Annotated in this window: 22 protein-coding genes and 4 pseudogenes; 4 read left to right on the top strand and 22 right to left on the bottom strand. The window is 41.3% G+C overall.

Going from position 1 to position 24394, the window contains the following annotated elements; translation table 11 throughout:
* Window position 1: 1 nt before the first annotated feature.
* From AC6CIB_RS07575 to AC6CIB_RS07585, 3 genes and pseudogenes are all read right to left on the bottom strand, one after another.
* The gene (locus AC6CIB_RS07575) at window positions 2-445 is read right to left on the bottom strand and encodes a cytidine deaminase (protein WP_498279305.1); all 444 of its coding nucleotides are present in this window, start codon (window positions 443-445) and stop codon (window positions 2-4) included.
* A gap of 124 nt (window positions 446-569) precedes the next feature.
* A pseudogene (locus tag AC6CIB_RS07580) lies at window positions 570-1157 on the bottom strand (histidine phosphatase family protein).
* A 651-nt stretch (window positions 1158-1808) separates the two neighbouring features.
* On the bottom strand, window positions 1809-2069 hold the full coding sequence (locus AC6CIB_RS07585) for a YesK family protein (RefSeq protein WP_498279307.1): 261 nt from the start codon (window positions 2067-2069) through the stop codon (window positions 1809-1811).
* 314 nt (window positions 2070-2383) lie between these two features.
* On the opposite strand from AC6CIB_RS07585, the gene AC6CIB_RS07590 reads away from it, so the two are divergent.
* Window positions 2384-2566 (top strand): CsbD family protein, encoded by a 183-nt coding sequence (locus tag AC6CIB_RS07590; protein WP_498279309.1) that lies wholly within the window; start codon window positions 2384-2386, stop codon window positions 2564-2566.
* 643 nt (window positions 2567-3209) lie between these two features.
* On the opposite strand, the pseudogene AC6CIB_RS07595 reads toward AC6CIB_RS07590, so the two are convergent.
* Window positions 3210-3538, bottom strand: a pseudogene (locus AC6CIB_RS07595) (HIT domain-containing protein).
* 249 nt (window positions 3539-3787) lie between these two features.
* On the opposite strand from AC6CIB_RS07595, the gene AC6CIB_RS07600 reads away from it, so the two are divergent.
* Genes AC6CIB_RS07600 through ulaA form a run of 3 tightly spaced genes read left to right on the top strand, consistent with a single transcriptional unit; the run spans window position 3788 to window position 7581 of the window.
* A complete protein-coding gene (locus AC6CIB_RS07600) occupies window positions 3788-5899 on the top strand; it encodes a BglG family transcription antiterminator (RefSeq protein ID WP_498279311.1) in 2112 nt (703 codons plus the stop codon).
* A gap of 19 nt (window positions 5900-5918) precedes the next feature.
* Window positions 5919-6185 (top strand): PTS sugar transporter subunit IIB, encoded by a 267-nt coding sequence (locus AC6CIB_RS07605; protein WP_498279313.1) that lies wholly within the window; start codon window positions 5919-5921, stop codon window positions 6183-6185.
* A gap of 28 nt (window positions 6186-6213) precedes the next feature.
* A complete protein-coding gene (ulaA, locus tag AC6CIB_RS07610) occupies window positions 6214-7581 on the top strand; it encodes a PTS ascorbate transporter subunit IIC (RefSeq protein WP_498279315.1) in 1368 nt (455 codons plus the stop codon).
* A 55-nt stretch (window positions 7582-7636) separates the two neighbouring features.
* On the opposite strand, the gene spoIIP is transcribed toward ulaA, so the two are convergent.
* The 18 genes and pseudogenes from spoIIP to AC6CIB_RS07700 all read right to left on the bottom strand — a co-directional run bounded on the left by spoIIP (window position 7637) and on the right by AC6CIB_RS07700 (window position 24385).
* Window positions 7637-8542 carry a stage II sporulation protein P gene (spoIIP, locus tag AC6CIB_RS07615; RefSeq protein WP_498279317.1) on the bottom strand — a complete coding sequence of 302 codons (906 nt, stop codon included), beginning with the start codon at window positions 8540-8542 and terminating at the stop codon, window positions 7637-7639.
* The gene (locus AC6CIB_RS07620) at window positions 8532-9071 is read right to left on the bottom strand and encodes an RNA polymerase sigma factor (protein ID WP_498279319.1); all 540 of its coding nucleotides are present in this window, start codon (window positions 9069-9071) and stop codon (window positions 8532-8534) included. The genes spoIIP and AC6CIB_RS07620 overlap by 11 nt, the downstream gene beginning before the upstream one ends.
* Before the next feature lie 216 nt (window positions 9072-9287).
* Window positions 9288-9762 (bottom strand): annotated as a pseudogene (locus tag AC6CIB_RS07625) (GNAT family N-acetyltransferase).
* A gap of 337 nt (window positions 9763-10099) precedes the next feature.
* On the bottom strand, window positions 10100-10732 hold the full coding sequence (locus tag AC6CIB_RS07630) for an HD domain-containing protein (protein ID WP_498279321.1): 633 nt from the start codon (window positions 10730-10732) through the stop codon (window positions 10100-10102).
* Between the two features lie 115 nt (window positions 10733-10847).
* Window positions 10848-11063 carry a hypothetical protein gene (locus AC6CIB_RS07635; protein ID WP_498279323.1) on the bottom strand — a complete coding sequence of 72 codons (216 nt, stop codon included), beginning with the start codon at window positions 11061-11063 and terminating at the stop codon, window positions 10848-10850.
* A gap of 143 nt (window positions 11064-11206) precedes the next feature.
* Window positions 11207-11743 carry a DUF4269 domain-containing protein gene (locus AC6CIB_RS07640; protein WP_498279325.1) on the bottom strand — a complete coding sequence of 179 codons (537 nt, stop codon included), beginning with the start codon at window positions 11741-11743 and terminating at the stop codon, window positions 11207-11209.
* A gap of 48 nt (window positions 11744-11791) precedes the next feature.
* Window positions 11792-12235: a pyridoxamine 5'-phosphate oxidase family protein gene (locus tag AC6CIB_RS07645; protein ID WP_498279327.1), complete on the bottom strand. Its 444-nt coding sequence runs from the start codon at window positions 12233-12235 to the stop codon at window positions 11792-11794.
* Between the two features lie 360 nt (window positions 12236-12595).
* Complete coding sequence (locus tag AC6CIB_RS07650) at window positions 12596-13387, bottom strand: phosphotransferase enzyme family protein (protein ID WP_498279329.1); 792 nt, start codon at window positions 13385-13387, stop codon at window positions 12596-12598.
* A gap of 365 nt (window positions 13388-13752) precedes the next feature.
* Window positions 13753-14136: a hypothetical protein gene (locus tag AC6CIB_RS07655; protein ID WP_498279331.1), complete on the bottom strand. Its 384-nt coding sequence runs from the start codon at window positions 14134-14136 to the stop codon at window positions 13753-13755.
* Between the two features lie 134 nt (window positions 14137-14270).
* Entirely contained in the window at window positions 14271-14525 is a 255-nt protein-coding gene (locus AC6CIB_RS07660; protein WP_498279333.1) for a helix-turn-helix domain-containing protein, read from the bottom strand.
* An 829-nt stretch (window positions 14526-15354) separates the two neighbouring features.
* Window positions 15355-16296, bottom strand: coding sequence for a glutarate dioxygenase GlaH (gene glaH, locus AC6CIB_RS07665; protein ID WP_498279335.1), 942 nt, complete (start codon window positions 16294-16296; stop codon window positions 15355-15357).
* 306 nt (window positions 16297-16602) lie between these two features.
* A complete protein-coding gene (locus tag AC6CIB_RS07670; RefSeq protein WP_498279337.1) occupies window positions 16603-16938 on the bottom strand; it encodes a DUF3870 domain-containing protein in 336 nt (111 codons plus the stop codon).
* 26 nt (window positions 16939-16964) lie between these two features.
* Window positions 16965-18182, bottom strand: coding sequence for an L-2-hydroxyglutarate dehydrogenase (lhgD, locus tag AC6CIB_RS07675; protein ID WP_498279339.1), 1218 nt, complete (start codon window positions 18180-18182; stop codon window positions 16965-16967).
* Between the two features lie 94 nt (window positions 18183-18276).
* The gene (locus AC6CIB_RS07680; RefSeq protein ID WP_498279341.1) at window positions 18277-19713 is read right to left on the bottom strand and encodes an aldehyde dehydrogenase family protein; all 1437 of its coding nucleotides are present in this window, start codon (window positions 19711-19713) and stop codon (window positions 18277-18279) included.
* Between the two features lie 12 nt (window positions 19714-19725).
* Window positions 19726-21078, bottom strand: coding sequence for a 4-aminobutyrate--2-oxoglutarate transaminase (gabT, locus tag AC6CIB_RS07685; protein ID WP_498279343.1), 1353 nt, complete (start codon window positions 21076-21078; stop codon window positions 19726-19728).
* Between the two features lie 28 nt (window positions 21079-21106).
* Window positions 21107-22246, bottom strand: a complete 1140-nt coding sequence (ald, locus tag AC6CIB_RS07690) for an alanine dehydrogenase (protein WP_498279345.1) — start codon at window positions 22244-22246, stop codon at window positions 21107-21109.
* Window positions 22247-22291: 45 nt separating this feature from the next.
* Window positions 22292-22930, bottom strand: a pseudogene (locus AC6CIB_RS07695) (GNAT family N-acetyltransferase); the annotation flags it as partial.
* A gap of 27 nt (window positions 22931-22957) precedes the next feature.
* The gene (locus AC6CIB_RS07700) at window positions 22958-24385 is read right to left on the bottom strand and encodes an NAD-dependent succinate-semialdehyde dehydrogenase (protein WP_498279347.1); all 1428 of its coding nucleotides are present in this window, start codon (window positions 24383-24385) and stop codon (window positions 22958-22960) included.
* Window positions 24386-24394 lie beyond the last annotated feature (9 nt).

Below are 24394 nucleotides of genomic sequence, written 5' to 3' on the forward strand. Positions count from 1 at the left end.
GTCATTTCTCATTTTCTTCAATATCACTGGTATATTTTTCCGGCAACAGCTCCAATACATTACACTTTACCAGTTCTCCGTTGTAAGAAATGATGACATCGGTATTTTTTCCATAATCACTTATCAACTCCCGGCACATTCCACAGGGGGCAACGACCCAACATTTCTCTATATCTTCGTGTGGGTGAGGATGAGCCACAGCTACAATCGTTTCAAATTCGTGATCGCCTTCAGAAATAGACTTCCCGATAGCCATCGCTTCGCCACATACCGTGATTCTTCCAACGTTTGCTTCTACGTGTACTGCTGAATAAACATGTCCGGCGGCCGACCTGACTGCCGAACCAATGTGATGTCGTCCATATCGATAATTCTTTTCGATGATTTTTTCTGCTTCCCTGATCAATTCATAATCTCTATCTTCTAGCGGTCTTACTTTTAACATGATGATTGTCCCCCTTGGTCGTTCATTTCTATTTTTTTATCAGTAAACCTGCTCTTTGGCTCTACGGAAAAGAAGTGATTCGGTGAAATAGGATTCGTGTTTAAAGAAAGCATCTCTTCACTTATTAAGAAATGCCTCTGGCAGATCCCTCCCATAATCTTTGAACATTTACTAATTCCTGACCATTGAATTCCATTCTATAAATATCCGGTTTAGATGTGCTATGTAAGAATTTCAAATCAAATTGGCTATCGTAGTATTCCATCATCAACGTCATAATAGCTCCGTGGGTACCTACCACCACTTTCTTTCCTCTATAAGTATTTAATAGTTCTTTTAATACGTTTATTGCTCTTTCTTGACACTCAACATTTGATTCTCCACCCTTTAAAGCGAAGTTCGGTTCTAAAAAGGACTTCTCTAATAGTGGACCTAATTCCTCCTCAGATACTCGCGTTCCTTTAGATGAAAAGATCCTCTCTTTTAAGTCTTCAACCACTGACACTTCCTGTCCTATTTGTTGACCTGCCTTTTCAACAGTTAAAATGGAACGCAGGTAGGGACTTGATATAACAGCATCAATTTCTTCATCTTTCAATATGGCCGTTACTCATTGAGCATCTAAAAGACCTTTTTCAGTTAATCCTCTTGTTCTTTCATTGCCTTCCTTAGGCGAATCTCCGTGTCTCACCATATATATAAATGTATTCATAGCACTCCCCCAAAAGTAAATTTCTCGTGTGTGTTAAGTACCGTCCCGGCGATTCACTACAGACTCACTGACTAATTGGAAATAGAAAAACCTCGTCTAATTCAAAATCAAAGCAAAAATTCCTAAAACAACTAAAAACCCTATTCTAAAAAACGCCTTTTCCTTCTTAGTTGCACCCATTTTATGATCAGCATATTTAAAGTAAGTCACGAGAAAAAAGTACCCGAACATCGTCAAAGCGTAACCAACCGTATCCTGGATGACAGACAAATTTCTTAATATGGCTATCCCTATGAGCAGGGGCCTGTATACCCCAATACTAGGTGGATCTATTTTTGGGCTTGTTCATCCTTCATCTTGTAGTCCCCCTTGCAGGTGTGCTGCACTTGATTGGATCTTCCGCTCAATCCCTCACTTACTTTGTTTCTTCACCTTGTCATTATTTCCTACGATCCAAGCCAATGCTAAAACAGCAGCTGTTAAGATTACTGGTGTGAATAGATTCATCCTCTTCCCTCTTTTCATAATTAAAAATCAAATCGTAAAGCTCACATCACTATAATGTTTCATGAATGCGCCGGGAAGGCTCGAGACCGGCGCTTCATCCTTTTCAACCATTGCTCGATACGTTATTTGCTTGTAGCCAATCTTTTATACACTCCTACTCCAATGTACCAAAGAAGACCGATCACCATGATCATTACGCCATAGACGATCCATCCCATTCCAACCTCTGATCAATATAATCCCCATAAGAAAGGAACTATTCCCCAGTATGCATATGGACAAGGAAATAGATAATTTCCTTTTTCTTTTAGTTCTCATAAAATGAAGGAAGATCACCATCAAAATGGCAGTCAATGAGGCCACACTTATGGTTTCAAACCCATAATACTCCCACCAGATAAACACTCCTCCACCGTTCAACTGTATCGTAATTCCAATTATTACAAATTAATACAGATATCTCAATCATTGATTTCATAAAAAAGAAGCTTATCCGTTTTGGATAAGCCCAATCATTTTGTCTACAGAAGCACTCACTCAATTAATTTTGCAAAATCCTGTAGATAAGTAACCTTCGTATTAAAGGTCAGGCTGGTATTCTTCCTTGTTACTAAATTAACATAAATTGCTATCTCGCTTCGATTACCTTTTAGTTTATTCTTAATCCCATTTGGATAATGAATACTAAGACATCATATTATAGAAATGAGGTAGTGAAGATGCGAGAAAATCATGATCAAGTAAAAGGGAAGCGAAAGCAAACCGAGGGAGAGTTGAAGAAAGCTTGGGGCAAACTTACAAACGACAATGATAAAATAGCGGAAGGCGAACGCGACAAGGATAAAGGGAAGGTTCAAGAAAAGGTTGGCGATGTGAAGGATTCTATTCAAAAAAGATGGTAACTGCAATCAGATGGCTGCCCCCCGGTGGGTTAAGCTTTACCGCCCATAAATCATGAGAGGACGATTCTCCTGCTTACTAGGAAAAAGCAGAAGGAGCGTCCTTTTTATTAAGTAAAACAAGAAATTTCCGAAGCAGCAGTACCTTCACGACGCTTCCTTGAAGTAAAGGCTCAAGTCGTCAGTTGAAGATTTTTCGACAAACGGAACATAAAACGGAATTCCGGATCATATATCAGAATTCCGGATCATAAGTTACTTAAATCGGATCATTTATCTAAAAAACGGATCATAAAGAGGGTAAAACGGAGCATAAAATCAGCTAGAGAAAGTTGGATGGAGGTTGGGACCTTCAAATGACTTCAAAAAGTCCGTAATTTTTAATTTCTGTGCTAAAAATGGAGCATTTTCATACGATTTCGATCAAAATCAAGTCGAAATGTACAAAATTAAGCGAATGAACCCGGAAAACTGGGACCTGTCCCCCTCTACTCTATCCTGACTCTTAACGCATGAAGAGTCATGAAGGACACCGACTTAGCTTAACCTCCAATGGTCAGGTTTTTTCATATGCCATGTGATTTCTCCTTTGTTATAAACTATTCTGATGTTGAAAGCGTCGGGCCGGTTCTTCGTTTTTTTACCTTTACCCCAATGCCTTCCCAGAGACAACATGCCAATGCAGATGTTTCGAGTCTTGATAGTTCCCCACATTCGTAATCACTTTACAAGCCCCATGCTCTTCTGTGACCAAACACGCTACCTTTTTTATGAACCCAAATAGTTCAAGTAATAACTCGTTATCCCTTTCTTCAAGGGTAATGAGTGAGGAAATATGTCTCTTTGGACTGGCCTCGATATGGACAGGATAAAACGGCCGGGTATGATGATAGGCTAGGACATTTTCTGTCTCCAACACCTTTTTCACTTCCGTTTTCCACTTAAAACTTCATCGCAATAAAAATCATTCGTCATTTGATTACCTCCTAGTTATAACGTCATACTTCCAATTATTTCAAACGACAACCCGTTTGACAAACCTAACTTGCCACTCTAATCCCCGCTCCACCCATCTGTTCAAATTTGCAAAATTACTCCATACAAACTCTGCACACTGAAACCCCTTTCACAACTTGTAAATAGCCCCTATACTAGACTCATAAGATGATCATCTAATTAACTAACAATATAATTATGCAAAAATGATAACAGAGGGGGATCCTCATGGTACTGGATAAAAGGCGTGCACACTTATTATCCATCATTCAACATTCGACTCATCCGATCCCAACGAAAGATCTGGTGACCAGGACGAATTTGTCTCAACGGACCATTTATTATGACCTCGATCAGATTAATAGTTGGTTAAGGACTAAAGGATTAGAACCCATTGAAAGTAAGCATGGCGAAGGATTGTTTTTGCCACCTGCATCGAAATCTAAGTTGATGATCTCTAAGGATCAAAGTTTCGAAGATTGGCAGTATCAATTATCAAAACAAGAACGGGAAGTCTTGATTAAAGCCAAAATATTATTGGAAGAACAAGATGCATCGATGCTAAGGTTTATGGATCTGACAAGCATGAGTCGGGGGACGATCGCCAAGGTGATTAAAGTGATCAAGCAAGAGTTCAGCGAAGCGGGCTTGCAGTTGTATTACAAGAAAGGATCAGGATACCGATTGAGTGGTCCTGAGGATGCAAAAAGAACGATGCTTTCCAATATACTGGCAACCATCTTTTCGCACCCGGATTGGCAGAACGTCCGGAATGAGGTTCATAAGATGATCCAGCCAGAAGCTGCCACGTGGTCTCATGAAACGGATCAAAGACGTTTGGTAAGAGAGATTCTTTATGAAGCTGAAAAAGAATTGGGATTGACGCTGACAGATGAAATGGTGGAGATCCTGTCCCTGCAGATCTTGATGATCTTGAAGCGTATAGAGCTAAAGGAGTATATTCTTGTTCCACAAGCAGAAAAGCAGGTCCTTCACCAAACAGAAGCATACAAGGCAGCCTTGCATATTACAAATAAACTTGCAAACGTAAAGGAAGTCTCTTTCACTGATGACGAGGTTTGCTTCATTACCATGAATCTGTTGGGTTCAAAAGTCCAGCATGATAACTTTAAACGTTATACGGAACGGGAATTATCAGGCCTGAAGGAAGTCGTTCAACAGATGATCGATGATTTTCAACTTTACTCCTGTGTGGTGTTCGACGATCAAAATGGACTGGAAGAAAACCTGATTTCCCACATTAAACCGACGTATTATCGTCTGAAGTACGGGCTCTCTATCGCGAATGATCTGGCTGAGAGCATTCAAAAGACCTACCCGGACATCTTTCATTTGACCAAACGGGTGATGAGGCATTTGGAACTGTATGTCGGGAAGACCGTGCAGGACGCGGAAGTGGCCTACATTACTCTGCACTTCGGAGGCTGGTTAACGAAAGAGAAAAAGAAGGTTGAGACGAAGTTCAAAGCCCTCATTGTTTGTGAGAATGGGATCGGGACCTCCAATATGCTCCGCACCCAATTAGAAAACTTGATTGCCGGGCTGAATGTCATCAGTACGATCTCGATGAGGGAATATCGAACGAAAAATTACAAGGCAGACGTCATCTTTTCCACCAATTATATCAAGGAGAAGGACATTCCCGTTGTCCATGTTCCAGCCATCTTGACCAATCTCGAAAAGGAACGGGTCATGCAACGGATGAATGAGATTTTCGATTCGAAGCCACAGGAACAGAATGTGACCGATCACCTGATGGATGTCATCAAGCGCCATGCGACAATCCATCAAGAAGACGATCTGAAGAAAGAATTGGTCCACCTTTTAGAACAAAATACTCCCCGAATAAAGGAGCTCAGAAAGCCTATGCTCAATGAATTATTGACAGAACAAACGATACAGCTCAAAGACCGTGTAAGCAGTTGGGAGGAAGCCATCAAGGTGGCTAGTCAACCACTGATCGACCAGCAATCGATTCGCCCGGATTATGTAGAGGCCATGATTACCAACGTGAAGGAATTGGGTCCTTACATTGTCATCGCACCAAATATCGCCATCCCTCATGCACGTCCGGAGACTGGAGTCGAACAGCTGGGGATGAGTTTCTTGCGACTCAAAGAACCCGTCTTTTTCTCAGAAAAGGAAAAACATCGCGCTCAGCTGGTCATCGTGCTGGCGGCGATCGATAATCAAACCCACTTAAAAGCATTGGCACAGCTTACAGAACTGTTATCCAATGAAGGCAATGTGGAGCAGTTAATCTCAGCAAGTGATCGTCAAACCGTGATTGAATTAATCAACCAAACAGTTGAAGTATAAATTAGAGGAGGAACGAATGATGAAAAAAGTATTAGTCGTATGTGGAAATGGATTAGGCAGCAGCATGATTGTAGAAATGAATGTGAAAGCCGCACTTAAGGAAATGGGAAAAGAAGCGGAAGTGTCCCACACGGACCTGACAACAGCCAAAACGGAGCAAGCGGATCTCTTCATCGGTTCAGAGGATATTGTAGAAAGTCTGGAAGATGGCCGTAAACATGTCGTGAAATTGAAGAACCTGATGGATAAGAAAGAACTCCGTGAAGCACTGGAACAAAATATGTAGTCCACTATAAAACGAAGGAGCGATACAAATGGTTGATATCATAATGAAGGATATACTAGGTACACCTGCGATCCTTGTCGGTCTATTCGCCTTAATCGGGCTCCTTGTACAGCGCAAGAATTCAGGAGATGTCGTGGCCGGAACCCTTAAAACGGTCATGGGCTTCGTCATCCTTGGGGCGGGTGCGAATGTACTCGTCCAGTCCCTGGGGCAATTCAGCAGCATGTTCAATAAAGCCTTCGAAGTCGACGGAGTGATCCCGAACAATGAAGCGATCGTAGCCCTTGCACAGGAAAGCTTTGGTACAGAGACAGCGATGATCATGCTGTTCGGTATGATTGTCAACATTCTCATTGCACGATTCAGTCCTTTTAAATATATCTTTTTGACCGGACATCATACTATGTTCATGGCTTGTTTAATCGCTGTCATCTTAACCACTGGAGGATTTACCGGAATACCATTGATCATTCTAGGTTCGATTATCCTCGGGGCACTTATGGTCCTATCGCCTGCGATGCTACAGCCTTTCACCCGCAAAGTCACCGGTTCGGACGACTTTGCCGTCGGCCACTTCGGATCGATTGGTTATTTGGCTTCTGCTCTTGTCGGTAAAGCGGTCGGTAAAGGGTCAAAATCGACAGAGGAAATCAAAGTTCCAAAATCACTAGGCTTCCTAAGAGACACATCCGTCTCCGTATCGTTAACAATGGTCATCCTCTTCTTTATCGTCGCAGGCGCAGCAGGTCCTGCCTTCGTTGAAGGAGAATTAAGCGGCGGACAGAACTTCCTGGTCTTTGCCTTTATGCAGGGGATCACATTTGCAGCCGGTGTTTATATTATTCTAGCCGGGGTGCGCATGCTCCTTGGTGAGATCGTTCCGGCATTCAAAGGGATTGCGGACAAAATCGTCCCTCATGCTAAACCGGCACTTGATTGCCCGGCTATCTTCCCTTTCGCAGGAAACGCCGTCATCATCGGTTTCTTATTCAGCTTCATTGCTGGACTCGTCAGCATGCTCTTTTTACCTTTATTAGGATTAAAAGTAATCGTTCCGGGACTCGTCCCTCACTTCTTCACAGGTGCAGCTGCCGGGGTCTTCGGCAATGCAACCGGCGGTCGAAGAGGAGCAATCATCGGCTCGATGGCGAACGGTGTGATGATCAGCTTCCTGCCAGCCCTCTTGTTACCGGTCTTAGGCTCATTAGGGTTCCAGGGAACGACGTTTGGAGATGCAGATTTCGGGTTGGTCGGCATCGTGCTTGGGAACCTCGTCAGCATGATCGAATCCAATATGACCGTTTTCGCATCTATCATTCTCATCCTGGCCATCTTGTTTTTCATCAGCTTCAAATCAAAAGCAAATGAGCAGAAAAAGGAAACAGAAGCTGCATAGACGAATTCAGCCACCCCCTTCATTTTGGAAGCGGGTGGCTGTTTATGTTTTTTGTTCATTCTTCCATTATTTCTTCTATCACCTCTGCAAGAACCTCCATGGTCCGATATTCTTCTTCCAAAGTATTTTCCACTCCACCTATATTCAACCATACTGAATGATCCAGTAAATCTTGGTTGTAAGTGTTCTGTTCTTCAGAATTTCCCTTCGATTTCACCAGGACTCCTTGGGATAGACCAGGGACTTTGCCTTCCATTTTTTCACTCATGCGCTTAGCGAATGTTAGATTTTCTTCAAAATTACTACTGGATTTTGATACAATGAACATCATCCTTGCATACTCTTTGTTACCTACTTTAAGGGTCGTTTCAGGCTTTTTCCTTGAATCCCGATGGATGTCCAATGCCATCTCTATATTCTTATGATCTTTTAGTACCTCTTTGAATTGTTCTCTCGACACTTTATAAGAATCCTCAAAAGACCAATTGCGTTTGTCTAATACATCACTGACATCCTTTTGTTCATGAATGACGCGTATGCCTTTTTCGTTTAATAATTGTTGGAGTCGTTCTCCAACTAATGTAATATTCGTCGAATCATGAAACGCTTCAGATGGTTGATTTGTGGATATCTCGGGGATAAATGACTCCTTGTTATGGGAGTGATATACGTAAATAGCAGGTTGTTCCTCCTCTCCAAAAAGAAAGGAGTCATCGTTTACAAATAATGCCAAGTTCCGATTGATGGTGGTGGTTCCGTCGAAAAACAAAAGCCATGAAGCGACTATGACACAAAGTGTAAATCCGATTGACGTGAGGGTTCTGTTTTTATACCGCCGGCTTTTGCTTTTTCGTCTTGCAGCCTTCTCTAATACATGCTGAGTGCTGGAAACAAAATCCTTCCTGGGTGCTAAAGGATACGTCTCTTTTATTAGTTGGATGATTTCCTTTTCACCTTGCATGTCTTAATACCTCCTCTGCATCTACGTTTATCTTCTTTTTCAGCTCTTTTAAAGCCCTGTGATAGCTTACCTTTACTTTGGATTGACTGCACTGAAGAATTTCAGAGGTTTCTTTTACTGAGAATTCATTGATCCCCCTGAGGATAACGATGGATCTGTAATCGGGCTTTAAGCTGGAAATGGCATTATGCACCGTTTTCTTTAGTTCTTTTTCCTCCATCTGTTCGATTGGTTGTTTATGAGTAGAAACCATTTTTTTGAAGAAGCCTTCTTTAAAGATGGTAACAAATTTCTTTTTTCGATGATGGTCAATGGCAACATGTTTGGCGATGGATAGAATCCACGTTTTAATGGATGATTGCTGATTATAATGGGATAAATGATTGAGTACGCGGATAAATACTTCCTGTGTTAAATCCTCAGCATCGTTTCGGTTGCCTGAGAAACAGATCAGAAATTTGTATACGTCTAAATAATACGCCTGATACAGTTTGGAAATGGTGACCTCAAGATCATCTGAATCAACCAAGTTTCTCCCCCCCTTTTTCTGCATTCATATATTAATCGAATGAACCACCTAAAAGGTTACAACTTTTTCCACCTTTATTATACAAATGACATGATTAATTTTTTACATAAAAAAGGAACTTCTTCGGACAAGAAGTTCCCTGCTACTAATTCAATCAGACTTTGCTTAAATCATAACAGTTTATCACCCTATCTATTCAGGTGATGAATAAAAGAATCAATCCAACCTCTTCACAAACAGCATTCTGTCCTGATTAGGACCATCATAATCCGTATGGATTGGGACACCCTCTATGTCTCTATCTCCTTCTTCCATCTCAAATCCCATCTTGGTGTGATAGGAAATCGACACTTTGTTAACAGGTGACGTGACGCAGCGGACAATATAGCTCCCTTTTTGTCGGACCACATTGAAAAAGTGGTTGTACAGTTCTTTTCCAATATGATGTTTTCTATATTCGGGATGCACGCCAACAAAGTGGATATAGGACTCTTCCAGTCGCGACTGGGATAGAAATCCAATTAAGAAGCCTAACACTTCCCCATCCTTCTCGGCAATAAAGCTTGTATCGGTAAAATGATCGAAAAACAATTTAGGTAACCTATCAGACATACTCCTACCACCCCACCACTCATTGATCAGCGGTGACCATCGTATAGTAGTCTGAACCTGTCACTGAACGGATCTGCATTTCATCCCCCCCTAAATTTCTTGACTGAATTTACGTATTCAAGTAACTTGACGCTTCTGTGGAGTGTCAGGTCACAAGACTCTGTCGTCAGCTGAAGATTTTTTGACAAACGGATCATATATCAGAATTCCGGATCATAAGTTACTTAAATCGGTTCATTTATCTAAAAAACGGATCATAAAGAGTGTAAAACGGATCAAAAAATCAGTTGGAGAAAGATAAATGAAGGTTGGGACCTTCAAATGACCTCAAAAAGTCCGTATAGTTTAATTTCTATGCTAAAAATGGCGCATTTTCATACGATTTCGATCAAAATCAAGCCGAACATCGGTATTTTCTATGTAAAAAGGGTTGATGAAGGATCTTTCATCTTCTCCGTATCAATCCCAGCCTCTTTCATCTTCACTTCCGCCTCCTCTTCAATAATGTCCTTGAAGAGCTGCATGGTTGGGTCGAATCCGACATGCTTGTCCATCATAAAGCTCATCTTGTGCTCGATATCGAGCCATGTGGAGAGGTCTGCTTCGTTGTGCTGAATCTGTGCTTCTATTTTGTCCAATGCATTGGCGACTTTGGCTTCGTATGTCGCTTTCTCTTCAAACTCGAACCACAGGGTGTATAGTTCGTTTCCTAATGCGTTCCCTAACGTATCCCTTATTTTCTCGATGGATTTTCCCTCATTGAGAGTCTTTTGTTCCCTTGCTGCTTGGTCATTCATGGTATCGAATGCCGGGACATCCCCTGCTTCCGCCTCAACCAGATCATGGATGATGATCATTTTTAATAATTTAGAAGAATCTACCTCCTGTGTTAAGTACGGTTCTATCAACATCGCCATAAAGGAAACCCTCCATGTATGTTCCGCGACGCTTTCTTGCCTGCCATTGGAAAGCCAGCTGTGCCTCATTTCAGATTTTAGCTTCTCTCCCAGTTTGATGAGTTCCAGTATGTTTAATAGGTTTGTCTTCATTTAATCTCCCCCTTTTCAAGTAACCTGTGCTTGAGTGTCCTGATTTGACCACGATGATAGACTTCCTATTCCATTACATGAAACCTGGGGTGTTAATGAATATGCCTGCATTACCCTAGAACAACCAGTCATCACTCCATGTTTTGAGAGCTGCCAGAGAAGCGCCAAATTCACCTTTTAAATACAGAAAAACAATAAGAAAAATAATGAGTCCTATTAAGAAAACAGGACCGATCCCCATACTGTATACTACGTCTATTTTAACGTGAAGAATGATGCGTACAATATGAATGACCAGGAAGAAAAAAAGCAATAAAATGACTGCACTCACAAACTTATCCCTATACAAAGAATCAGCCCCAATCTAGAGCTTAAATAGTCATCCAAGTACTACAACTGAACTTGTACCATGAGTCTTTGTATATAGATATTTTACTGTAGCCTTTATTATTCGTGATAAATTCCTCAACAAATCTACTCTGTGATCATTCCTTTTTCAACACCAAACCGGATGAGACCTTCATAAGGATCTCCCGTAATGTCAAAAAGCTTACAAAACGCCGGCTCTGTCTTGTATCCTTGTTTTTTGAGATGGATCACTTTCTGTTTAAGAGTAGGATATCTTTGCAACAGTTCATGTTCAATCATCATATGGAGATAAGCATGTTGCTTATGTACCGGTTGTGCTTGGCCAAACAGCTCAAACTCAAAACCACTAAAGGTAAAATTCGCCTTCACCACTTCTCTTCCATTAATCGTTTTCCTTTTGATTATAAAGCCATCTTTTTTGTTGTACAACGTTTGAAGCAATTCTTCAAATGACTCTAATTCCTGTACTTCCATAATAATGTCCAGGTCTGAACCCCAAATGTCTATACCAATGGGCAGAGTTCCACATAGAACAGGATTGTAGGAACTCAACTTATTCAAGATATCCAGTTCCATGATGGCTGTATATGCGCCTTGTTGCTTTTCCGTCCCCATTTTCATACTTTCGAATAAATCTATCATCGTACACCATCCTTGCCTGACGATCTTCAAAACGCAAATATATAAAACCTAAATGCTAGGTATAAAAGATTGGTCCCTTACAACCACTGTTTCAGGCACAAATTTTATTAAAATATTGCTATCGCCTAACCCCTGAAATCTCGGATCCCACTTCTCTTCTTCTGGCCCAAGATAACGCTCAAGTAACCGAGTTGCGATTCTTTTATCAAAATGCTCCACCGTGGCTTTACCTCTGAACCCTGCATGTAATACTTTTCCTGTTGTATGATCGAGATCTACGATACCAATGGCACATTCCGGGTTTTCTTCGATTCTCCCAGGGAAACTGTCTGAAGACGGGATTCCAATGATATAGATATGTTCATTTTCCCAGTAAAACCAAACAGGTGACTCTCGCGGCCCTTCCTTGGATAATGTAGAAAGGTGTGCAAATAGAGGTTTTTTTAGAAATTCATCCAGATAAAAGCTTTTATTACCAGTTATAATTTTCAAGTCTATTTCATCCTTTCATTATAAAAAACTCATGTTTTATCTTTATTTGCATAAATTCGTCCCACTGTTGACGCCTCCTGGATTCATTATTTAATAACTGAAAAACGTCACGATCGTTACTTCAATTCCTTGTGGATACGAGTAATGTTTATGTTCCAATTATTTCAAGTCATTCACGTTTTAACAATCACAAATCCATCATTAGGCAAAGGTTCTCTCTACTGTACTTTTTATCCTTTGTGTTAAAGGGTTGTCTGTGATACTATATAAACCATCTTGAAATTGACCTCAAGTATTAATAAGAAACCCACCTCTGTGTTTAGAGGTGGGTTTCTTTGAATGGGTTTCATGTTTTCGCACTCAACCCCACTCATTTCTATACTCCTTAATGAATGCTATATCCTTTTGATAATGTACAAGATGCCCTTCTGCGATCATCTTTCGAAAAGCAGGGTCCCCTTCATTTGCTTTTCGTGTGATAGTTTTACATAATCCTTCTATTCGCTGTAATACCGTTTCTATATAATCTTGTTCAAACCTTTCACCGTAAGCTTCAATGAACAGCTGAATTCTGCGCTTAATACGGTCGGCATTCTGAATGGATTCATAATATACTTTTTCACCCGTTTCAGTCACAAAGAATCTACTTAACGGTACACATGTATAGAGCGTATAGGCGATGTCCCAAATTCGCGGGCCAGGCGCAGCTACATCAAAATCGATAATGCCTACTGGTTTTTCATGATTAAATATAATATTGTAGATGGCAAAATCGTTATGGCAGATCACTTCCCGGTCTGGCGGGGTATTGTCCAAGGAATCCCAACTGTCATCAATAGGAAAGTCACTTACACAATCATGATATTGACGGAGAATTTTGGCTATTTCCTGCAATACACCATCAGACCACATATAAGGTTTTAACGGATAATGACCAGCTTCGCCATTAATAAAGGATAGAATCTCTCTTCCTTTTTCATCAATGCCAAGGAATGCAGGAGCATAATCGAACCCCTTGTGTTCAAGATGCTTTAACAGTGCGTGAATTCTTTTGCTATCAGGTTTAAGTTCCCTTCTGACAGTATTACCAGATTGATAAACGTCGGAGACATTACCACCCGTTAACAATTTCTCATTAGAGCTCTTGGACATATGTACAACTCCTCTTTACGTTCTACTAACCTTTCAACTTCGTGGGGCAGGTTACTTGTTCGATCAAAGACAATTCAAGACCGCAGTAACTTCAACAATATCGAGCTGAGAGTAACCAGGGGACAAATGGTCAAAACGGTAAAAAAGGCATGGTAGATCCGTTTTTGTATGAAGAATAAGACATGACAGTAGTGGAGAATAAAAATATCATTTGTATAATGAAGGATTGATCAGATGGGCCAATAAAATACAATGTCGAAATCAACAGTACAGATACCCCTAAAATAATTGCAATCTGCTTATTCAATTAACACTTCATTGACAATTGAGAGGTCACTCGGCACCTTATGGATAGCTAAATTACCTTAGAAAAATAATCCCTTTCTTAAACTCGATGGATGGTTCTTGTTTCCTCCATCTGTTCCAGGTGACCCTTTGCATGACCACCCACCATCTTCACCATTTTTCTTAAGCACTTCTGTATCGATCATTCTTAATATATTTAAGGTTTTCTCGAAATATTGTAATACCAGTTTGCCATAGTGATAAGACAAAGCAGTCGAATGAATAAACTGGTAGGCTATAGCAAGGTGGTAATTACACTCTAAATTGGGATAATCACCCCTAATTTGCTTTAACACCTTTATACTGGAATCAAATTGTCCTGTAAAATAAAAATAGATCCCTTCTACATGAAGAAGAAAGTTTTTTGATAAGAAGTCATTTGGTCGATTCGACGTTTTAACCACTTAATGGTTTCTTCTGATTTAACTCGATCATTGATAAATAAATAATATCTAGACAATACCAATTTGTACTGAATAGTGAGATCGTATGAATGTGTTAACATGTCCTTTTGTATTTCCTCTTTAAGCCTATGTATTTATTTTGTTTGAACCTTGATGATGGCGTTATCCCATTCAGTTAACTTCTCTTTCATTTTCCTGTAATTTGCACGCTCCGTATCCATTGAAATACCCAGTTTGCTTGCGAATATATCGATTAACTCACCGGAATACTCTGTGAACTCTCTTTCAATTTTACTAAGGTGGGTCGGTGAACAAATACCTTCTGCCAATTGAATCTGGGTTAACCCTAATTTTCCCCTGTGAAATTTAATAATATTTCCATCAATCATACGATACCTCTTGTTCATAAATTTTTCCTAATAGTATATAATATCTAGTTTCAGAATTCTACTGATAATGACTAAGGGAAAATAGTAGACATCCTTTTTTACACACTGATATAACAGATTTGTCGCTTGATTGATTCCTGCAGTTACAATATTTAATCATAAACTTTTACCTACGGTTGACTCTTTTCATCTGAAAAATCTTATATTTCTTATAATAAGGCTCTTTTCGCAAAGATTGTTGTTTTCCAGCATAGAATCTGCCAGTGCTCTGTCAACCAGGATGGTGAGCGGAACTTCTCCGCTTGCAGCTAGCGTTGAGCCAAGCCTCCTCAGCTTAGCCGAACGGGGTCTCCGCACGCACGTACTTCCACAGAAGTCTGCGCAGTTCCACTCACCATCTTTAACGGAATTTTTATGACAGAGCTTAAAGATGTGCAAGAAAACAATGTAACTAGAAAAATAATTTTTCTTATAAAAGGGAAATCAATCTTTTCTCACCTTAAATAAGGTTGTTTGCTAAAATTCTGTTTTTATTGATTTCCATTAAGGATATAGGCATAGAAAGTTGATTGGAGCGGAAGGTGCTCGACTCCCTCGGGAAAAGCGGGAAAGTTGAGACCCCACAGGGCAAAGTCCGAGGGGGCTCAACTCACGCCCCGCGGAAAGCGAGCATCCTGTAGCGGAAATCAACTATTACTTTCTCCTCTACAATAGCAACAAACTTTACAAAAAGAGCCTATAATAAAAAAACAAATTCATTTTCTTAACCTAGGTCCGGAAAATGAATTTGCCTACCATCCAAACATTCAATTTTAACATATTCAGTACGTTATTTGTTAAACCTTCCACGTTGACGAAGTAATTCTCGATTCAAGTTGGGATTCACCTCAAAAGCAGCCCTTCCATGGAGCCAGAAGATATTGTTAACAACTACTAGGTCTCCTTCAGGAAGTTCAAGTTCTATAACCCTTTCATCCTCTTCCAATGAATAAGAAAGGTCGCGTAAATATGTTGCTTCCTCGATTGTTTCAGGATAAGCAAATTGGTCGATGAAACATATACCTGGCTTATTGTTGTGATTGAAGAAGGTAGAGCGTTGGACCTCTTTACTAACATTCTTACTTGAAGGTGCTTTATAAGTAAAATTATGATTTGCTAATGGGTGATTAGCAAATTTATCAAGCTCTTTCCAATCATCAAGATGTAATAACCGCGATTCGCCACCATACGCATTTTGTTCTACCATTTTCATCATTAACAGCCAATCAGTCGGTTCATCAACAAATGTACCATCCGTATGAAGTGTAAATGACCGATACGCTTGACGAAGATAGGAGTCGCTATGATCTGTATGGTTGACAGTAAATCGTGCATAGTATTTACCTGACATTGAATCAAAGTTTGATGTACCTAGCAGATAAGAAATAGCTGTTGAGAACATAACATACTCATTTGTATCTTGACTAATCCCTTCTAAGCCAATCGTGAACCCTCCCGAATTACGATCATGAACGATGCTTCGCACTAATACTCCAAATTCTTCACCCACTTGATCTACTAGTAAAGAAGCAACAATAAAACGGGCGTATGGCGTATATTCTAAATGCAGAACCGTCTGATTATCTTGTTTAAGTGCATTTAAAAACCCTTGAATAACATCTTGAGAAAGTGTAATGTGATACAAACGGTTTGATTGTGGGTGCATCTTGATGCTGTACATTTCTGTTATTGTTTCAAACTTCCCTCTTGTTTTCTTAACGCTGATAGACATTAACAAATTCCTCCCATTCGGTGTTTGATATGAAAGAATCAGGAAAACAGAAATTCAAATAGCCAGCTGCACAAGATCCCCCATACCTAAGGGATTACATGTACAACTGGCTAAAATTCACATTACTGCTCTAGGTAATAGAGTCACAGTAAATTCGCAGTTAAATTAATGTTCCTGTTTCTGCTTATTTAATAACGATCCACGATTAAATAAACGAAAAGTTTAAATGGTGGAAATATTATAAATATTCAGTAATTTAAATATACTACTTATTCGCCTCCCTGTCAAATGACTTTAGTGGATGAATTATATCTTTAGTTTTTCTTCGCTCATGAGCTGATGATAATGGAGGTCAAGATCTTTTAATGCCGCAATAAGAGCATTGGTTGCCTTTCCTCGGTAATGGGTCTGAATTTCATTTAATGCGTCTGCTACACCATCATTTAAACTCGTTCCCCTTAAGATACGTCCAATAAATTCGCGGCCATGTTCTGTTGCCAACGTACAAGATGCCTTTAGTACTACACCATACTTTACATCAACTTCAGCTGTAATCGTTAATGTTTCATAAACATTTTTTGCTGCCATTCCTTGCGGTAGACGGGCGTGACCAGCTATAAAAATGGTTTTTCCGATAAACATAAGAATCTACCTCCCGCAAAAAAAATTTAGTAAACGAGCTTTGCTTCTTTTAAGTGAAGCTGTTCTGGTATTTTGTTAACCACTGCTTTACCAATTTCAATCGAGGATGTTGCAGCTGGAGATGGTGCATTACATACATGAATCATTTGTTTTCCCTTAATAATATGGAAATCATCTACCATATTTCCATCTCTTCTTAATGCTTGCGCACGAACCCCGGCCGGTGCTGGTAGTAAATCATCTTCTTGGATTTCAGGAATCAATTCCTGTAAGCTTTTGGTAAATTGTTTCTTGCTAAATGAGCGAACATATTCATCAAGACCTTCTTTCGCAAATTTACGAGCCATTTTCCATAAACCAGGGAACGTTAGTGATTCCATTAAGTCTATTGCATTAAAATCTGTCTTTTTATACCCTTCACGTTTAAAGCTAAGCACAGCATTGGGCCCTGCATCGACTTCCCCACTAATCATTCTGGTAAAATGCACGCCTAGAAATGGAAATTTCGGATTGGGGACCGGATAAATTAAGTGTTTAACAAGATAACGTTTTTCAGGGACTAATTTATAATACTCCCCCCTGAATGGAAAAATCTTGACATCCGTTTTATACCCTGCTGATGCAGCTATCCGATCACTGTGTAGTCCTGCACAATTGATCATGATACGAGCTCTGACTGTCCCTTGATTGGTCTCGATCACAACTTGATCTGATTCTTCATGGATATTCTCAACCCTGGTACTTAAATGAAGATCCCCACCATTCTTCTGTATTAGTTCAGCGAACCTTTCGCTTACTTGCCTATAATTTACAATACCCGCCTGAGGGACCCTAATTGCCCCTAAACCGTTAACATGTGGCTCGATTTCCTTTAATTCAGCCCTACTTATTTTTTGAATCATGAGATCGTTCTCTAGCCCACGTCTAAACAAATTATCTAGAAGAGGCAACTCCTCCTCCTTTGTAGCTACGATCACTTTCCCACAAACGTCATGTTCAATGTCGTATTCAAGACAGAAATCTATCATTGATTTGTTTCCTTTTCGGGCAAAACGGGCTTTATAACTCCCTGGTTTGTAGTAAATGCCAGAATGGATAACCCCACTATTACGTCCTGTTTGATGAACAGCAATAGAGGCCTCTTTCTCAATCATTGCTACCTTTGCATTAGGAAAGCGCTGAAAAATGGCCATACCTGTTGATAACCCTACAATTCCTCCCCCAACAATTGCAAAGTCATACATGTTTCATCCCTCCTTGTTCTGCCCTTTATAAGGAATCCCTCATTCAAAGAGCCGGCCCTTGCGAGTTTGGCTGGCTCTTGAATCGTTATCATCCTTAATTTCTATTGACAATGACCAACTTCATCTCTGTCATTTCTTCAATGGCGTATTTAAGACCTTCTCTGCCAGTACCACTATCTTTTACTCCTCCATATGGCATATGATCGACACGGAATGTAGGAATATCATTGATTAATACACTACCTACTTCCAACTCATCAACGGCATCGAGAGCTCTATGAATGTCATTTGTGTAAATTCCTGCCTGCAATCCATAGCGTGAATGGTTCATATAATCTATCGCCTCATCCAGCTCGGATACTTTCTGGATGATGACAATCGGGGCGAACGCTTCCTGGCAGGTTACTCTTGAGCTCTCATGTGCATTTAATAGGACGGTTGGATACAAAATATTCCCACTGGAGACTCCACCACAGGCAACTTCGGCTCCTTCTTTTACTGATTCACGTATCCACTCTAGGGCGCGCTTTACCTCTCCTTCAGAAATCATTGCGGCTACATCCGTCGTATCCTCAAGCGGATCTCCAACCACTAACTTCTTCGTTTCAGCAACGAACTTTTCTACATATTCATCATATATATTTTCATGGACATAAATGCGTTGGAGTGAGATGCATACCTGCCCTTGGAAAGCAAATGCCCCCTGTACGGCCCTAGGGATGATTTTTTCTAAATCTACTCCTTCATCAACCACAACCCCAGAGTTGGACCCCAGCTCTAATGTCACTTTTTTCAATCCCGCTTTGTTTCGGATCCCTATACCGACTTCCGGACTTCCCGTGAATGTCACAGCTTTGATTCTTTCATCAGTGACAAGCGAATCACCGACTATACTACCTTTCCCAGTGACCACGTTCAGTGCTCCCTGAGGCAGGCCCGCAGCGCACGCTATTTCCGCCAATAAGAAAGCAGAAAGTGGCGTTTGTTTAGCCGGTTTTAGAACCACTGTGTTACCACTCGCTATCGCAGGTCCCACCTTGTGAGCTACGAGATTCATAGGAAAGTTGAAAGGAGTAATCGCCGCAATGACACCGATAGGTTCACGTACAGTATATCCGAGACGCTTTTCTCCCCCTGGGGCTGCATCGAGGGGAATCGTTTCCCCTCCAATCCTTTTAGCTTCTTCCGCTGCGAATTTATATGTTTGAACGGTTCTTGCCACTTCTCCCCTAGCAGTAGTAATTGGTTTGGATGCTTCGAGTGAGATGATCCTTGCCGCTTCTTCTGCTCTTTCATCCAGGATTCGTGCAATGTTTTCAAGTATTTCCGCTCGCTTGTGGGCAGGTAGTTTCTTGAAGGTAAGATACGCACCCTCAGCAGCTTCAATCGCTTGATCCACATCTTCAACCGTTCCTTCTGCTACTTCTGCGATAAGCTCTTTATTGTAAGGAGAGTATAAAGCAGAATAAGACTTTGGCTCCACCCAATTGCCATTAATAAATAGTTTTTTTCTCACAACGGTTTTCTCCATTTGTGCCCCTCCCTAGTCTCTCTCTATCTGGTCATAAATGACTTGTTCAATGACATCCAGTGACTCATTCAGCTGTTCATCTGTAATAACTAATGGACATAGGATACGAATGACATTTCCATATAATCCTGCCCCCAGGACGATGACTCCTCTCCGATTGCATTCCGCTATGATTCGACCTGTGAGTTCCTTATCAGGCTCTTTGGAGTCTTGGTTTTTCACGATTTCCATTGCCATCATTGCGCCTAGTCCACGAACATCCCCGACGATAGTCGTACGTTCACGGATTTTATCAAAGCGCGTTCTCACGATTTTGCCGATTTCATCCGCTCTTTGAATCAGGTTCTCTTCTTCTAACATATTGATAACTTCCAAAGCAGCGACACAGCCAAGGGGACTCCCTCCATAGGTACCGCCGATTTCTCCCGGATTCGGGGCTTCCATTATTTCTGCTCTTCCTGTGACTGCACTGATGGGCACACCCGCAGCGATGGACTTTGACATCGTAATGAGATCTGGTTCAAGTCCGAAATGATCGGATGCAAACATTTTCCCAGTCCGACCAAATCCTGTCTGTACTTCATCTGAAATGAATAAGATGTCATGTTTCCTGCAAATCTTCTGTACTTCCTGTACGAAACGGTTGGATGGGACAATGAAACCTCCCTCACCCTGAATGGGCTCCATGATAAAAGCGGCGATATCTTCAGGAGAAACATCCCCTAAGAAGAAATCGTTCAACTGTTGAAGAAGGTAATCGTCCAATTGGTCATCTGTCATACCCAGGGGTTTTCTGTAATAGTATGGATGTTTAATTTTATAAGTGTCTGTGGCAAAAGGACCAAAGCCATTCTTATATGGTTTCACTTTACTAGTCAGAGACATGGTCATCATGGTTCGGCCGTGATACCCGCGTTCAAATGAAACAATCCCTCGTCTCCCCGTATATTTCCGTGCGATTTTTACAGCGTTCTCTACTGCTTCCGCACCTGAATTCAGGAAAAAGGTCTTCTTGTGAAAATCTCCGGGTGTAATCTCATTCAATTTTTCCGCAAGATCAATATAGGGTTGATACATAGCCACATGAAAACACGGATGAATGTATCTTTCTGCCTGACGCTGAATGGCTTCTACCACTTTCGGCGGACAGTGCCCTACGTTCAAGGAACCGATGGCACCCACCAGATCAATTAATGTGTTTCCATCTACATCTCTAATCAGGGCCCCTTCCCCCTGTTCGATGAAAGCGGGAGATGTATTAAAAGGACCTCGGGGGACATGTTGTTCTCTTCGTTTCATCAATTCTAATGATTTCGGCCCTGGTATTGGTGTTTTTAAATGGATGTGCTTAGTCTTCACAGTCATCTCTTGATTCCCTCCTATTATTCTCCAACTACTTTATAAGAACGGCATTACGCTCTTTCAGATGTTTTTCAACGGACAGGTATTCAAGTCCATGTGCTTCTGCAACCGCCTGGTAAGTTACCGCACCACCAAGCGTGTTTATACCTTTTTCTATTTCTTTATTTTCCAAGCTGGCTCTCGCATATCCTTTTTCAGCAATTTCCAGGGCATATGGTACAGTAACGTTGGTCAGACCAATGGTTGAGGTCTTCGGAACTGCGCCGGGCATATTCGCTACAGCATAATGGACAACTCCGTGTTTAATATAGATGGGATCATCGTGGGTAGTGATATGGTCGACTGTCTCAAAGATCCCCCCTTGATCCACAGCTACATCGACAATAACAGACCCTTCTTTCATCGTTTTGACCATATCTTCGGTTACTAGTTTAGGAGCTTTGGCCCCAGGGATAAGGACAGCACCAACAATAAGGTCGGCTTCAGCAACGGCGTTTGCAATATTCATTGGATTGGACATCAATGTATTTACATTGGTTCCAAAAAGGTCGTCCAATTCTCTCAGTCTGTTAGGGCTGAGGTCGAGGATCGACACGTTCGCTCCAAGACCGATCGCTATCTTCGCTACATTCGTCCCAACGACACCTCCGCCAATAATCGCTACCTTGCTGCGTTTCACACCTGGGATACCGCTAAGCAGTACGCCCATACCGCCTTTTGTCCTTTCTAGAAACTGAGCACCGACTTGGGCAGCCATCCTTCCTGCCACTTCACTCATAGGTGTCAACAATGGAAGGGTACCATCCTGTTTCTGTATCGTTTCATATGCGATGCTGATTACTTTGTGTTCAAGTAATTCCCTGGTTAGCTCCGGCTCCGCTGCCAAATGCAAGTACGTGAACAGGATCAACCCTTCCCGAAAGTATGAATATTCCTCCCGTTGGGGTTCCTTTACCTTCATGACGATGTCCATACTCCATGCTTCTTGTGGAGTCAGAACAATCCTCGCACCTGCCTCTTGGTAAACTGCATCAGGAAAACCAGACCCAAGTCCTGCTCCACTCTCCACAAACACATCGTGACCGGCAGACACGAGAAACAACACCCCTGACGGAGCTAAAGCCACTCGATTTTCATTGTTTTTTATTTCTTTAGGCACACCGATTCGCACGTAACCACTCCTCCAATCCTTTATTTTGAATTATTTTTTTGAGCTGTATTGTTCGTTGTACCATTCCATAGATGTTGCATACGACATAGACTCCTCATCATCTGGAAGGTAGTTTGGAATGACTTCTTTTAAGTGGAATCCGTTGTTTAATTGGAAGGTAAGCACTGGATCATATATTTCTCCATTCACCACTTTCTCCGTATATGTTTCTGCTGACATGTGATTGGCATACTTATGATAAAAAGGAATGCGCCCACCGATAACGATACTTTTTAGATTCAAGTCTCTGCATAGCTGTTTTCTCGCATCGTACAATCGACGGCCAATTTTTAACTTTCTGAAGTCTGAATGAACACTGACCTCGACACCATATAAATTTTCCCCTTCTGGATTATGATTACGAATAAATCCGTTATCACAAATGACAGAATAGGTATGATTCTTTTCATATTCTTCATAGTTCAGAATCAAACTGGAGCATGACCCTACGATTTTCCCTTTGTACTCGATGAGGATTTGTCCTTCTGGAAAAATGTCTGCCTGACTGGCAAAGTGATTCTTTTTAAAGGATATGTCTGGACCAAAGCTGTTGATAGACAGAGCAGCAACTTCTTCTACATCGTCTTGAGTGATGTTCCGGATTACAAGCTCTTTCTCTAAGTAAGGTGATTCTATTTTAGCCATAAGGCAATCTCTCCTTTCAGAATGTCCCTATCCTGTGTGCACGGATACGAATTTTTCTTCAAGATATTCCAAAATACCTGATTTCCCGCCTTCTTTCCCCATTCCGCTCTCTTTTATTCCGCCGAATGGAGCCTGGGCTACGATTGGCGCTGAATCATTGATACCCACAATCCCATACTCCAATTCAGCCATCATCCGATACCCTCGCCGCATGTCGTTAGTGAAGCAGTAAGCAGCCAGGCCATAACTATCATGGTTAGCACGTTCAATAACCTCTTCTTCGTCTTTGAATGTAAAGATGGGAGCTACTGGACCAAATGTTTCTTCCGTTGAAATCTTCATGTTATCTTGAGCGTAATTGATAACAGTCGGCTCGAAAAAATTCCCTTTTCCTTCTGGACTTGCATAGCGGTTTCCTCCACACAAGATTTTGCCATTATGATTAATCGCATCAGCGACATGACTTTCCACTTTTTCCAATGCTTGTTCATTGATAAGAGGACCGACATCGACTCCTTCATCCATTCCATTTCCTACTTTTAACTGTACCGCTTTTTCGGCAAGCTTTTCCCCGAATTCTTCAGCGATACTCTCCGCTACATATACTCGGTTTGTGCTGATACACGTCTGACCGGAGTTAACGAATTTCGTTCCAAGCACACCTTGAATCGCAGCCTCGATATCAGCATCTTCAAAAATAATGAAAGGAGCATGCCCTCCAAGCTCCATGGATACTTTTTTGACTGTTCCAGCAGATTCTCTTAGAAGCATTTTCCCTACAGGAGTGGAACCTGTAAAGGTCAGCTTTCGGACATCAGGGCTCTTCGTCAATTCTTGGCCAATTTCCTCCGCTGGGCCTATGACAAGATTCGCTACACCAGCTGGAAGACCCGCTTCATGAAAGCATTCAAATACTTTGATGGCTGATAGTGGTGTTGCTGGTGCTGGTTTTAAAACCACGGTGCAGCCAGCAGCTATTGCAGGGGCAATTTTCCGTGTGATCATGGATGCCGGAAAATTCCATGGGGTAATGGCAGCAGTAACCCCAACCGGTTCCCTTAGCAGCATAAGGTGCTTATTGGGATGAGAAGCCGGAATCGTTTCTCCGTATATCCTCTTTGCTTCCTCTGCATACCATTCAACATAGTTTATGGCACCAACGACTTCCCTTTCCGCATGCACTAGCGGCTTTCCCATTTCCAGCGTGATCGTTTTGGCTATTTCACTCTTTTTTTCCTTCATAATAGAAGCAACACTTGCCAAGTAGCTACCTCTTTCCTGCCCCGTCACTTTCTTCCATGTTTTAAACGCCTGCTTCGCTGCCTGAATCGCTTTCTGGGTTTCTTCCTTCCCTCCAGAAGCCACTCGATCGATCAGCTCTCCAGTAGCTGGATTGTGTACTTCCAGTGTGGCCCCTGATTTAGCTTGTTTCCATTCCCCATTAATATATAGCATTGTTCACCC

The organism is Rossellomorea sp. GQ25 (genome assembly GCF_059758515.1).

What these genes read in the sequence shown, in the direction of transcription:
- AC6CIB_RS07575 (WP_498279305.1), bottom strand. Translation starts at nt 445, where the DNA reads ATGTTAAAAGTAAGACCGCTAGAAGATAGAGATTATGAATTGATCAGG.
- AC6CIB_RS07590 (WP_498279309.1), top strand. Translation starts at nt 2,384, where the DNA reads ATGCGAGAAAATCATGATCAAGTAAAAGGGAAGCGAAAGCAAACCGAG.
- AC6CIB_RS07600 (WP_498279311.1), top strand. Translation starts at nt 3,788, where the DNA reads ATGGTACTGGATAAAAGGCGTGCACACTTATTATCCATCATTCAACAT.
- AC6CIB_RS07605 (WP_498279313.1), top strand. Translation starts at nt 5,919, where the DNA reads ATGAAAAAAGTATTAGTCGTATGTGGAAATGGATTAGGCAGCAGCATG.
- ulaA (WP_498279315.1), top strand. Translation starts at nt 6,214, where the DNA reads ATGGTTGATATCATAATGAAGGATATACTAGGTACACCTGCGATCCTT.
- spoIIP (WP_498279317.1), bottom strand. Translation starts at nt 8,542, where the DNA reads ATGCAAGGTGAAAAGGAAATCATCCAACTAATAAAAGAGACGTATCCT.
- AC6CIB_RS07630 (WP_498279321.1), bottom strand. Translation starts at nt 10,732, where the DNA reads ATGAAGACAAACCTATTAAACATACTGGAACTCATCAAACTGGGAGAG.
- AC6CIB_RS07640 (WP_498279325.1), bottom strand. Translation starts at nt 11,743, where the DNA reads ATGATAGATTTATTCGAAAGTATGAAAATGGGGACGGAAAAGCAACAA.
- AC6CIB_RS07650 (WP_498279329.1), bottom strand. Translation starts at nt 13,387, where the DNA reads ATGTCCAAGAGCTCTAATGAGAAATTGTTAACGGGTGGTAATGTCTCC.
- AC6CIB_RS07660 (WP_498279333.1), bottom strand. Translation starts at nt 14,525, where the DNA reads ATGATTGATGGAAATATTATTAAATTTCACAGGGGAAAATTAGGGTTA.
- glaH (WP_498279335.1), bottom strand. Translation starts at nt 16,296, where the DNA reads ATGTCTATCAGCGTTAAGAAAACAAGAGGGAAGTTTGAAACAATAACA.
- AC6CIB_RS07670 (WP_498279337.1), bottom strand. Translation starts at nt 16,938, where the DNA reads ATGTTTATCGGAAAAACCATTTTTATAGCTGGTCACGCCCGTCTACCG.
- lhgD (WP_498279339.1), bottom strand. Translation starts at nt 18,182, where the DNA reads ATGTATGACTTTGCAATTGTTGGGGGAGGAATTGTAGGGTTATCAACA.
- AC6CIB_RS07680 (WP_498279341.1), bottom strand. Translation starts at nt 19,713, where the DNA reads ATGGAGAAAACCGTTGTGAGAAAAAAACTATTTATTAATGGCAATTGG.
- gabT (WP_498279343.1), bottom strand. Translation starts at nt 21,078, where the DNA reads ATGACTGTGAAGACTAAGCACATCCATTTAAAAACACCAATACCAGGG.
- AC6CIB_RS07700 (WP_498279347.1), bottom strand. Translation starts at nt 24,385, where the DNA reads ATGCTATATATTAATGGGGAATGGAAACAAGCTAAATCAGGGGCCACA.